An 11974-nucleotide genomic window follows, 5' to 3' on the forward strand; every position below is an offset into this window, starting at 1 on the left:
CGGTGGTCCGCGTGATGATAGGAGCATGGCGGACGTGCTCGAGCGCTTCAGTCCTGCGACGCAGGACTGGTTCCGCGGCGCCTTCCACGCCCCGACCGCGGCGCAAGCCGGCGCCTGGCAGGCGATCTCAGCGGGCAAGCACGCCCTCGTCGTCGCGCCCACCGGCTCGGGCAAGACGCTGTCCGCGTTCCTGTGGGCCCTCGACCGCATCTTCCGCGACCGTGTCGCCGAGGCGCCGAGGCAAGACGCGAAGCCGACCAAGAAGCGAGCGGATGCCGCATCCCCCCGTACGCGCGTCCTCTACGTCTCCCCGCTCAAGGCCCTCGGCGTCGACGTCGAGCGCAACCTCCGTTCCCCGCTGGTGGGCATCGGCCAGTCGGCCCGGCGGCTGGGGATGCCGGCGCCCGACGTCACGGTCGGCGTCCGATCCGGCGACACGCCCTCCGCCGACCGGCGCCGCCTGCTCGCGGATCCGCCGGACATCCTCATCACGACGCCCGAGTCGCTGTACCTCATGCTGACCTCGCAGGCGGCCGAGACGCTGCGCGGCATCCACACCGTCATCGTGGACGAGGTCCACGCCGTGGCCGCGACGAAGCGCGGCGCCCACCTCGCCGTCAGTCTCGAGCGGCTCGACGCCCTGCTCGACACCCCGGCGCAGCGCATCGGACTGTCGGCCACGGTGCGTCCGATCGACGAGGTCGCCCGGTTCCTCGGCGGCGCGGCTCCGGTGGACATCGTCGCGCCGAAGGCGAGCAAGGCCTTCGACCTCTCGGTGGTCGTCCCGATCGACGACCTCACGAACCCGCCCCCGCCGCCGGGTGCGCCCGAGGAGGAGGCGCCCGTCGCGACCAATGACGACGATGACGGCGACGGCGACGGCGGCAACTGGTACACGCCGCCGCAGTCGTCCGAGATGACGGGGTCGGTCTGGCCGCACGTCGAAGAGGCGATCGTCGACCGCATCCTCGCGCACCGCTCGACGATCGTGTTCTCGAACTCGCGCCGGCTCGCCGAGCGGCTGACCGGCCGGCTGAACGAGATCTACGCCGAGCGCGTCGGCATCGACGTGCCCGACCCGACGGTTCCCGCCGCGATGAGGGTCCCGGGAGCAGAGGCTCCGGGCGTCGCGAGTGCGACGTCTGGAGGAGCGGTCAGGGCGGCGCAGGCGGGGGCGTCGGCCGGCGTCGAGGCGATCCTCGCGAAGGCGCACCACGGCTCGGTGTCGAAGGAGCAGCGCGCGCAGGTCGAGGACGAGCTGAAGTCGGGTGCGCTGCGCTGCGTCGTCGCGACGAGCAGCCTCGAGCTCGGCATCGACATGGGCGCCGTCGACCTCGTCATCCAGGTCGAGGCGCCGCCCTCGGCGGCCTCCGGTCTGCAGCGCGTCGGCCGCGCGGGCCACCAGGTCGGCGAGGTCAGCCGAGCCGCGCTCTTTCCCAAGCACCGCGGCGACGTCCTGCACACCGCGGTCGTGACCGAGCGGATGCTGGCGGGCCAGATCGAGGCGATCTCGGTGCCGCAGAACCCGCTCGACATCCTCGCCCAGCAGACGATCGCCGCCTCCGCCGTGGCCGTCCTCGACGTCGAGGGGTGGTTCGAGACGGTCAAGCGGTCGGCCCCGTTCCGTTCGCTGCCGCGCTCGGCCTATGAGGCGACGCTCGACCTGCTCGCAGGGCGCTATCCGTCCGACGCGTTCGCCGAACTGCGCCCCCGCGTCGTGTGGGATCGGGATGCCGGCACCATCACCGGGCGGCCGGGTGCGCAGCGCATCGCCGTCACCAGCGGCGGCACGATCCCTGATCGCGGGCTGTTCGGCGTGTTCATCTCGGGCGAGGCCCGCAACGCCCGCGTCGGCGAGCTCGACGAGGAGATGGTCTACGAATCGCGCGTCGGCGACGTCTTCACCCTCGGCACGACGAGCTGGCGCATCGTCGAGATCACCCACGATCGCGTCAACGTCCTGCCCGCGTACGGGCAGCCGGGCAAGCTGCCGTTCTGGCACGGCGACGGCCTCGGCCGCCCCGCCGAGCTCGGCGAAGCGCTCGGCAAGTTCTCGCGCGAGCTGTCGACGGCGAAGCCCGAGAAGGCGACCGAGCGGCTGCGCGAGTCCGGCCTCGACGACAACGCGATCGGCAACCTGCTCGCCTACATCGGCGAGCAGCGCGAGGCCACGGGCAGCCTGCCGACCGACAATACACTGACCGTCGAGCGGTCCCGCGACGAGGTCGGCGACTGGCGCGTCATCCTCCATTCCCCGTACGGCATGCACGTGCACGCCCCGTGGGCGCTGGCCGTGAACGCGCGCATCCGCGAGCGTCTCGGCGTCGAAGGCGCCGCCGTCGCCAGCGACGACGGGATCATCGCGCGCGTGCCCGACACCGATGCCGAGCCGCCGGGCGCAGAGCTCTTCGTCTTCGACGCCGACGAGCTCGAGCAGCTCGTGACCTCCGAGGTCGGCGGCTCCGCGCTGTTCGCCTCGCGCTTCCGCGAGTGCGCCGCCCGGGCTCTTCTCCTGCCGCGCCTCAACCCGAACAAGCGATCGCCGCTCTGGCAGCAACGGCAGCGCTCCGCGCAACTGCTCGAGGTCGCGAAGGAGCATCCGACCTTCCCGATCATCCTCGAGACCCTGCGCGAGGTGCTGCAGGACGTCTACGACCTGCCCGCCCTGCTGCGCATCGCGCGGAGCATCGCGGACCGCCGCATCCGCCTCGTCGAGACGACGACCAGCTCGCCGTCGCCGTACGCGCGCGACCTGCTCTTCGGATATGTCGGGGCGTTCATGTACGAGGGCGACTCGCCCCTCGCCGAGCGTCGCGCCGCCGCGCTCTCGGTCGATCCGGCGCTGCTGAGCGAGCTGCTCGGCAAGATCGAGATGCGCGAGCTGCTCGACCCGGGGGTCATCGAGCAGTACGAGCGCGAACTGCAGCGGCTCGACCCGACGCGGCGGGTGCGCGGCGTCGAGGGTGTCGCCGACCTGCTGCGTCTGCTCGGTCCGCTCTCGGCCGCCGAGGTCGCCGAGCGGCTCGAGGGAGCGTCCGTCGATCCCGACGCGCCGGCGCCGGCCGCGACCGAAGCGGACGCCGCAGCGCTCCTCGACGAGCTCGTCGAGGCACGCCGGGCGATCCGCGTCACGTTCGGCGGCGTCGCACGCGTCGCGGGCATCGAGGACGCGGGCCGCCTGCGCGACGCCCTCGGGGCGGCGCTGCCCGTCGGCATCCCGACCGCCTTCCTCGAACCCGTCGCCGATCCGCTCGCCGACCTCGTCGCCCGCTACGCGCGCACGCACGGCCCGTTCCGCACCTCCGACGTCGCGACCCGCCTCGGCGTCGGCGGTGCGGTCGCGCGCCAGACGCTGCAGCGACTCGAGGCGCAGGGGCGCCTGGCGAGCGGATTCTTCCTGCCCGCCGACTCCGCGCACACCGACGACCTGGAATGGTGCGACAGCGAGGTGCTGCGCCGGATCCGGATGCGGTCGCTCGCCGCGATCCGCGGCAGCGTCGAACCCGTCGCCCCCGACGCGCTCGGCCGCTTCCTGCCGGTCTGGCAGCATCTGACCCGTCCGCTCGAGGGCGTCGACGGGGTGCTCGCGGTCGTCGAGCAGCTGGCGGGTGTCCCGCTGCCGGCGAGCGCGTGGGAGTCCCTCATCCTCCCCTCGCGCGTCCGCGACTACTCCCCCGCACTGCTCGACGAGCTCACCGCGACCGGCGAGGTGCTGTGGTCGGGTCACGGCTCGCTGCCCGGTCGGGACGGCTGGATCGCCCTGCACCCCGCGGATGCGGCATCCCTCACCCTGCAGGTGCCCGAGGACGAGCCCACGCCGTTCGAGCAGTCGATCCTCGACGCGCTCAGCGCGGGCGGCGCGTACTTCGCGGGACAGCTCGCCGGCATGGTCGAGGCGCCGAACGAGCAGTCCGTCATCGACGCGCTGTGGAACCTGACCTGGTCGGGACGGGTGACGAACGACACGTTCGCCCCGGTCCGGGGGCTGCTCGGCGGGGGGTCGCAGGCCCACCGCGTGACCCGGCGCACACCGCGCAGCCGCATGTTCCGCGGCACGCCGATCGCGGCCGCCGCACGTCCCGCACCGCAGCGTCCCGCGATGGTGGGCGGGCGATGGTCGCTGCTGCCGACGCCCGACTCTGACGCGACGCTGCGGGCGACCGCGACGGCCGGTCTGCTGCTCGAGCGCTACGGCGTCGTCACGCGCGGCTCGGTGCAGTCCGAGGGCGTGCCCGGCGGGTTCGCGCAGGTCTACCGGATCCTCGCCGGATTCGAGGATGCCGGGCACTGCCGCCGCGGCTACTTCGTCGAGAAGCTGGGCGCCGCCCAGTTCGCGACGTCCGCCACCGTCGACCGGTTGCGCGAGTTCGCGTCGGTGCCCGAGCCCGCGCCGCTCACCGCGCGGACGCTCGCCGCGACCGACCCGGCGAACCCGTACGGTGCGGCGCTCACCTGGCCCGCGCTCGAGGGTGTGAACCACCGGCCCGGGCGCAAGGCGGGCGGGCTCGTCGTGCTCGTGGACGGCGCCCTCGTGCTCTACCTCGAACGCGGCGGGCGCACGGCGCTGGCCTTCACCGACGACGAGGAGGTCCTCGCCGCCGCCGCCCGCAGCCTCGTCGACACCGCCCGCGCGCGGAAGCTCGACACCCTCACGATCGAGCAGGTCAGCGGCGCGTTCGTCTACACGACCGCCGCGGGCCGCGCCCTGCGCGACGCCGGGTTCGTCGAATCGCCGAAGGGCCTCACGCTGCGGCGCGGGGCTCGCGACCCGCAGCGAGCGTAGGGAGGCCGCATGCCCGAGGGCGACACCGTCTTCCGCGCCGCGCGGAAGCTCCACGAGGCGCTCGCCGGCCACGAGGTGACCCGTTTCGAGGTGCGGGTGCCGCGCAGCGCGACCGTCGACCTGCGCGGCGAGACGGTGCGCGAGGTCGTCCCCCGCGGCAAGCACCTGCTCATGCGCATCGGCGCGCAGACCCTGCACTCGCACCTCAAGATGGAGGGCCGCTGGCACGTCTACCGGCCCGGGCAGAAGTGGCGCGCGCCCGCGTTCCAGGCACGGGCGATCGTCGGCACGAGACCCGCGGATGCCGTCGGTTTCGAGCTCGCCATGGTCGAGGTCCTGCCGACCGCCGACGAGGGCCGCGTCGTCGGACACCTGGGGCCGGATCCCCTGTCCGCCGACTGGGATGCCGCCGAGGCGGTGCGCCGGGTCGCCGCCGACGAGCGGGCGATCCACGTCGCGCTGCTCGATCAGCGGAACGTGGCCGGGTTCGGCAACGAGTACGCCAACGAGCTGCTGTTCGTGCGCGGCATCCGTCCCACCGCCCTCGCCCGCGAGGTCGACGTGGCGGGTCTCATCGACACCGGGGTGCGGATGATCCGCGCGAACCGCGACCGGCAGGGGCGGACCTTCACGGGCGACAACCGACCCGGCAAGCAGACGTGGGTCTACGGACGCGGCGGCAAGCCGTGCCGCCGGTGCGGCACGCTCATCCAGGGGTCCGAGCTCGGGGCGCGCGCCACGAGCGAGCGGATCGTCTTCTGGTGTCCCGTCTGCCAGCCGTGACGGAGGCTCACTCCTCGGGCGGCAGCCCCTCGATGCGGTAGCGGCGTTCGATGCCCGCCGTCGCGCGGCCCCACTCGCTCTCCGCCGTACGACGCTGGTGGGCGCGGAACGCCTGCGCGTCGGTGAAGAGCTCCTCGACCGACCAGGCGCGACCCCCGCCGAGCGGCGTGATCTCGAACAGGAGGCATCCGGGCTCGGCCCGCGTGCGCTCGATGTGCGCGTCGAGGTGGCGACGCACGGCATCCGCTTCTTCCTGCGTGTGGCAGATCATGCGGCCCGACAGACGGACGCCTCCGATGTCGACCATCAGTGACCGATGTACCGGCCGGGCCGGTGGTTGAGGGCGAGCACAAGATTTAGCACGACGGCCCCCGCAGCGCTGAGCAGGACGTTCGGCCACGGGACCACGAGGAGGGCGAGCAGGATGACGAGGACATCGAAGACCATCATGGTCCACCCGACGCGGATGCCGGTCGCATCCTGGATGATCAACGCCACGACGTTGACGCCGCCGAGGCTGGCGCCGTGGCGGAAGACGATGAGCAGCCCGATGCCGGCGAGGAGGTTCCCGGCGACGGTGCCGAAGATCGGGTCGATGCGCTCAACGACGAAGAAGTGCTCGATGAGCACCGAGAACCCCGAGACGGCGCCGATGCAGACCAGGGTGCGGAGCGCGAAGTCCCAGCCGCGCTTCCAGACGGCCAGGATGCCGAAGGGCAGGTTGACCACCGCGAACAAGGCCCAGAAGGGCCACGAGACCGCATAGTTCAGCAAGAGCGAAAGGCCCGCGGTTCCGCCGGTGACCGCGGTGCTGAGGTGCAGCAGGAACAGGCCGAGCGAGACGGTGAAAGTGCCCGTCGCCAACCCCACGACGTCGTCGAGCCATGAATGCGGAGCGGCTTTCTGCTCGAACACGAGCGACGGACCGGTCTCGGGAGCGGCGGAGTCGATCGGGTCTGCGGGCGCGGTCACCGAATCAGGTTACCCAGCCCTGGTCAACCCCATGATTTCGGTGGTCTCAGGGGAATGAAATGCCTTGTGGGACGTTGTATCCGTCAAGGAGGACCCGTGGGCAAGAACTACATCGACATCGAGAACGACCGAGGCGAGACGCTGCGCTACCGCAAGCACGCCAACGGACGTGGCTTGATCGCGAACGGCGCCAAGGTGCACCCGAGCGCGGTCGTCGAAGCGGGCGCCTACGTCGAACCGGGAGCGCAGATCGCGGCCGGGGCGCGGATCGGACGCGGCGTCTGGATCGAACCCGATGCCATGATCGGCCCGAACGCCGAGATCGCGCCGCACGCGCACATCGGCCCGGGCGCCGTGATCGGCGCGGGCGCGAAGATCGGCGTGCGCTGCTTCGTCGGGGCGGGCGCCCGTGTGGCGAACGAGTCGCTGATCGGCGACGACGAGAGCATCGGCGACGGCGAGCGTGTCGCGACCGACCGTCGCGGGCTGCGACTGGCGGCCTGACCTGATCGGACGACCCGACCCTCACCCGGTCGGGTCGTTGTCCGTGCCGCGGGTTAGCCTCGGCGGGTGAGTACTCCCCGGTCGCGTCGTGTCGTCCTGGCGGCCGTAATCGGGATGCTGGTGCTCGCCGGGCTCTGGGTGGCGTGGTCCACTGCGCCCGAGCCCGCTGGTGTTCCCGAGGGCGCGGGTGTCCCCGAGGACGCGGTCGCCTACACGGTCGAACGGGTGGTCGACGGCGACACCCTCGTCGCACGGGGGCCGGACGGCGAGGTGCGGGTGCGCCTCATCGGCATCGACACCCCCGAGGCCCGGCCCGAGCCGGAGTGCGGAGCGGATGCCGCGAGCGCCCGGCTGCGGGAACTCGCCCCCGACGGGAGCCGGGTCTGGGCGACCGCCGACCGGGAGCCGGTCGACCGGTACGACCGTGCGCTGCGCTACCTCTGGACGCCCGACGGGGTGTTCGTCAACGAGACGCTCGTCGCCGAGGGCCACGCGGAGACTCTCCGCATCCCTCCGAACACGCGCTACGCGACGCGGTTCGCCGACGCGCAGCGCACCGCGGAGGCGGACGGTCTCGGCCGCTGGGGGTCGTGCTGAGACCCGCGCGGCTACGCTGACAGGCATGGCGACACGCGGCGGACCCCAGCGCAAGGGCGGCCGCCCCGGCCTGGGCAAGGCTTCGGCGAAGACGTCTGCGAAGCCGAAGTCGCGCGCGAAGGCCGTGCCTGAGCCGGCGACCGTCGCGGCACTTCCCGCGGGACCGTTCCGGCTGGGCGCCGTGCCCGGCGCGACACCCGGCAAGTGGATCGACACCTGGAAGACGCGGATGCCGCGCACGCCGCTCGAGCTCGTCCCCCTGATCGTCGCGGAGCAGCGCGGGGCGTTCGAGCGGGGCGATGTCGACGCCGCGATCGTGCGGCTGCCCATCGACCGCGACGGACTGCACGTCATCCCCCTGTACGAGGAGACGACGGTCGTCGTGTGCGCCGCGGACTCGCACCTGACCGCCGCCGATGAGCTGACCGTCGAGGACCTCGCCGGCGAGGTGCGGATCGTCCCGCGCGACGATGTGCTCGGCGTCGAACTGCCGGGAACCGAGGCGCCCCGCTTCGCCGCACCTGCGACGACGGGCGAGGCGATCGAGACCGTCGCCGCCGGCGTCGGGATGGTCGTCGTGCCGATGTCCCTCGCACGGCTGCATCACCGCAAGGACGTGACGTTCCGTCCGCTCGCGGGGGCCCCGGCATCCGCTGTCGCCCTGGCGTGGCCGGCGGACGGGACGACCGAGCTGGTCGATGCGTTCGTGGGCATCGTGCGGGGCCGCACCGCCAACTCGTCCCGCTGACACGCGGCGTTCGGCCTCCGACCGGGCATTTAGACTGGACGGATGGCCCCGCTCGTCTACCTCTGCGTGCGCCCGCAGGTGGATGCCGCGGACGGCGAGTACGCGTCGTTCCAGCACGCGATGGGCGTCGACGAGACCGGGCTCGAGCGGTGGAACCTCGTCGAGGACGACCTGCCCGCCGAGGCGTTCACCCGGTGGCGCGGATTCGTCGTGGGTGGGAGCCCGTACAACACGACCGATCCCGCCGACACGAAGCCGGTGGAGCAGCGGCGGATCGAGGCGGGCCTCGGTGCGGTCGCGCAGGCTGCCGCGGCGGGCCGGACGACCGCGCTGTTCACGTGCTTCGGGATCGGGGTCGCCTCGCGCGCGTTGGGTGGCGAGGTGACGCGGGACTACCCGGAGGGGACGGGACCCACCGGCATCCGTCTCACCGAGGACGGTCGTCGCGATCCGCTGTTCGGCGACCTGGCACCGGAGTTCAGCGCGCTGACGGCGCACAAGGAGGGCACCTCGCGTTTGCCCGAGGGTGCCGTGCTGCTCGCCACGAACGACGACTGCCCGGTGCAGGCGTACCGGCTGGGCGAGCGGCTGTACGCGACGCAGTTCCACCCCGAGCCGACCGGGGTCGCCTTCACCGAGCGGATGACGATCTACCGCAACCACGGCTACTTCGACGCGGACGCGTACGACGCCGTCGCGGCGCACGTGCTGTCGGCCGACCTCGCCGAGCCGCAGCGTCTGTTGCGCCGTTTCGCTGCCATGTTCTGACCCGGTCGCCGGGCATCTGCACGATGCGTGGTGCTGGTGTGCACACGCGAGCCGCGTGAGGCGACACCAACCCCACGGGTCGTGCGGACGTCAGGCGCGGGCGAGGGCGAGTTCGCCGCGGCGTCCGCGGATCCAGAGCGCGATCGGGACGAGCACGACGACGGCGGCCGCGATGAACGCCGCGATGGCGATCGGGGTCGACTGGGGCTCGCTCACGGTGCGGCCGACGCCGATCCAGAGCAGGCCCCAAGCCGAGGCGAGGGCCGGGGCGAGGCGGCCGCCCGTGCCGATCGCGCTGGCCGCGGCGATGAGGGCGACGACGATGAGGACGGCGACGCCCCACGCGTTCGCGGCCCGACCCCACGACTCGGGAGCGACCTCGGTCGTGAGCCAGGCTGTCGTGTTGGCGACCGTGGCCAACGTCACCCATCCGAGGTGGAGCCCCACGGTGACGTCCGCGAAGAACGTCTCGGCCACCGTCCGCGGCGGGTTCAGGACGAGCAGACGCATGGTCCAGCCGAGCGCGACGAGGAGCGCGACGATCGTCACGACGGTCAGCAGGAGCGTCGTGTACTGGGCCGCGAGCAGCCACAGACCATTCAGGACGGCCGTCAGGGCGATCGGGTAGCCGACGCGACGCTGACGGTCGCTACCGCGCTGCGACGGCAGCGCCTGCCAGACCGTGTACGCGATCATGAACGTGTAGATAACGCTCCAGATCGAGAACGCGGAGCTCGCCGGCGCCAGCACGGTCGAGGTCGCGGAGAGCGCGCCGTTCTGCAGATCCTGCACCGGGGTGCCGCCGAAGACGCCCGAGCCGAACAGCGCGGCGATGATCATGAACGTCACCGCCGAGATGACGACGATCTGACGTGTCAGGTCGGAGGAGCGGGATGCGGTGGAGCTCATCATGGCGCGACGGTACGTCGCGCCCCGGCGGCGCAGCGAGCTCTTGACAGTCGGATGCCGGGACGCCCAGCGCGGTCGCGGTTCCGGATCTTCGGGCGGGATCTCAACACTCGTGCGCTTCGATCCGAATCCGGTGCCGTTCTCCGGATCCGGGGGACGGCGAGATGACGGGGTGGGGTGCGGGCACGGGCACGGGCACAGGCGGCCGATGGGCTCGCAAAGCGGTTCGCCGTGCGGGGCACGGTGTCCGACGCTGCGACGTGGTCCGGGCGAGGCGCTGAGTGCGATCCGCGCGTGCTCATCCAGCACCTTGGAAGATGAGAGGACTCTCATTTTCGAGGTGTCCACATCATGTGATCCGGGCCGGTTTCGACGGGGTGGATGTCGGTGGTCAGTGGCAGAGTGCAGGTATGACGGATGCGGCGGAAACCCCCGGTGGCGAGGGCTATCTCGCCACCCTGGCGGGGGTCGTCGCGGACGTCGACTCGGTGGCTCGGCGGATTGCTGCCGCGCAGATCGACGAGCTCCGCGTGCTGGCCGCGGCGGGGCGTTTGGCGGAGGCGCAGACCGCGCAGCGGAACGCCCGGGTGCAGGTGCATGACATGGCGTTGCGGTCGATCGCGGCCGAGGTCGGCGGGGTGATGCGGGTCACCGATCGGACCGTCCAACGCCGGATCGGTGAGGCGCGGACGTTGATCGAAGGGTTCCCGGCGACTGTTGAGGCGTGGGAACAAGGCCGCATTGTTCGAGGGCACGCGATCGCGATCGTGGAGACCGGCACAAGTCTGCCTGCGGAGATGTGGGCGGAGTTCGAACAGATCGCGATCAGCCGATGCGAGAAGGACACCCCGAACCGGGTGCGAGGCGAGTTGGAGATCCTCGCGCACCGGATGCATCCCCGCTCGTTCGCCGAGCGGCATGAGGAAGCTGCCGCTGGGCGTTGCGTCCGGATCGTGCCCGGACGAGACGGAATGTCCGACGTGGTCGCAACCGTCCCGACGGTGATCGCAGAGGGCATCCACGACCGATTGACGCAGCAAGCGAGAGCGATCATCGACACCCGTGACGAGCGTGCCGCTGCGCACGGCGCCGCTGGTCTCGCGTTCGGGGACGCCGCCACGACACGCACTGGTGACGGCGATCGCGACCGCGACGCCGCCGCGATCGTCGCCACCGACCAGCGCTCCACCGATCAGGTCCGCGCTGACGTGTTCGCCGATCTGCTCCTCGCCGGGACCCCGGCACTGGATGACACCCACGACACCACCGCCGGCCCGCTCGGTGCGATCCGCGCACGCGTCCAGGTGCTCGTCCCCGCCGCGACGCTCACCGGTCAGGATGACGGGCCGTGCGACCTCGCCGGACGTTCCCCGATCGACCCCGCCACCGCACGCACCCTCGCCGGCGGCACCCACATCTGGGAGCGGCTGTTCCACGACCCCACCACCGGGGTCACCGTCTCCACCGACTCGTACCGTGTCCCGTCGGGGATGCGCCGTTTCCTGCAAGCCCGGGACCAGCACTGCAGGTTCCCCGGATGCCGCATCGCCGCGATCCGCTGCGAAGTCGATCACACCCACGACCATGCCCTCGGCGGACGAACCGAACTCACCAACCTCGCGCACCTGTGCCAACGGCATCACTCGATGAAGCAGTTCACCGCCTGGAGAGTGCGACAACTGGGGGGTGGCGTCCTGGAATGGACCTCACCCCTCGGCAGGACCTACCGCGAAGACGCCCCCACCCCGGCCGTCGCGTTCACCCCTGCACCACCACCACCACCACCACCGACCGCAGCAGCGGAACCCGCACCCTTCTGAGGAACACCGCACACCGTCTCACCCGCGCGCGGAATCAGGGACGCTCTGCGCATCCGAGACCTGCACCGCGGCGAGCTCCGCCCGGGACAA

General features: G+C 72.0%; 10 protein-coding genes. 7 read left to right on the top strand and 3 right to left on the bottom strand.

The genetic code is table 11. The features are described from left to right. The first annotated feature begins 25 nt into the window (after positions 1-25). Both Q9S71_RS02990 and Q9S71_RS02995 read left to right on the top strand, forming a co-directional pair. Positions 26-4783: an ATP-dependent helicase gene (locus Q9S71_RS02990; RefSeq protein ID WP_311860427.1), complete on the top strand. Its 4758-nt coding sequence runs from the start codon at positions 26-28 to the stop codon at positions 4781-4783. A gap of 9 nt (positions 4784-4792) precedes the next feature. Continuing rightward, positions 4793-5566: a DNA-formamidopyrimidine glycosylase family protein gene (locus Q9S71_RS02995; protein ID WP_311860428.1), complete on the top strand. Its 774-nt coding sequence runs from the start codon at positions 4793-4795 to the stop codon at positions 5564-5566. Between the two features lie 7 nt (positions 5567-5573). Here Q9S71_RS02995 and Q9S71_RS03000 read toward each other — a convergent pair whose 3' ends face one another. Beyond that, positions 5574-5873, bottom strand: a complete 300-nt coding sequence (locus Q9S71_RS03000; protein ID WP_290440563.1) for a putative quinol monooxygenase — start codon at positions 5871-5873, stop codon at positions 5574-5576. Continuing rightward, on the bottom strand, positions 5873-6538 hold the full coding sequence (locus Q9S71_RS03005; RefSeq protein ID WP_311860430.1) for a YitT family protein: 666 nt from the start codon (positions 6536-6538) through the stop codon (positions 5873-5875). Before Q9S71_RS03005 ends, Q9S71_RS03000 begins: the two co-directional genes overlap by 1 nt. 96 nt (positions 6539-6634) lie before the next feature. Between Q9S71_RS03005 and Q9S71_RS03010 the strand changes: the two genes are divergently transcribed. The 4 genes from Q9S71_RS03010 (at position 6635) to Q9S71_RS03025 (ending at position 9155) form a co-directional block, all read left to right on the top strand. Further along, positions 6635-7042: a transferase gene (locus Q9S71_RS03010; protein ID WP_064003742.1), complete on the top strand. Its 408-nt coding sequence runs from the start codon at positions 6635-6637 to the stop codon at positions 7040-7042. 66 nt (positions 7043-7108) lie between these two features. Beyond that, the gene (locus Q9S71_RS03015) at positions 7109-7639 is read left to right on the top strand and encodes a thermonuclease family protein (RefSeq protein WP_311860431.1); all 531 of its coding nucleotides are present in this window, start codon (positions 7109-7111) and stop codon (positions 7637-7639) included. 25 nt (positions 7640-7664) lie between these two features. Further along, positions 7665-8387 carry a LysR substrate-binding domain-containing protein gene (locus Q9S71_RS03020; RefSeq protein ID WP_311860433.1) on the top strand — a complete coding sequence of 241 codons (723 nt, stop codon included), beginning with the start codon at positions 7665-7667 and terminating at the stop codon, positions 8385-8387. 42 nt (positions 8388-8429) lie between these two features. Then, entirely contained in the window at positions 8430-9155 is a 726-nt protein-coding gene (locus tag Q9S71_RS03025) for a glutamine amidotransferase-related protein (RefSeq protein ID WP_311860434.1), read from the top strand. A gap of 90 nt (positions 9156-9245) precedes the next feature. On the opposite strand, the gene Q9S71_RS03030 is transcribed toward Q9S71_RS03025, so the two are convergent. After that, positions 9246-10064, bottom strand: coding sequence for a tryptophan-rich sensory protein (locus Q9S71_RS03030; protein WP_422880345.1), 819 nt, complete (start codon positions 10062-10064; stop codon positions 9246-9248). 410 nt (positions 10065-10474) lie between these two features. Here Q9S71_RS03030 and Q9S71_RS03035 point away from each other — a divergent pair, with 410 nt between their 5' ends. Next, complete coding sequence (locus Q9S71_RS03035; protein WP_311860436.1) at positions 10475-11884, top strand: HNH endonuclease signature motif containing protein; 1410 nt, start codon at positions 10475-10477, stop codon at positions 11882-11884. The last annotated feature ends 90 nt before the right edge of the window (positions 11885-11974 follow it).

It is taken from the genome of Microbacterium gawkjiense (genome assembly GCF_031932225.1).
GTDB lineage: Bacteria > Actinomycetota > Actinomycetes > Actinomycetales > Microbacteriaceae > Microbacterium > Microbacterium gawkjiense.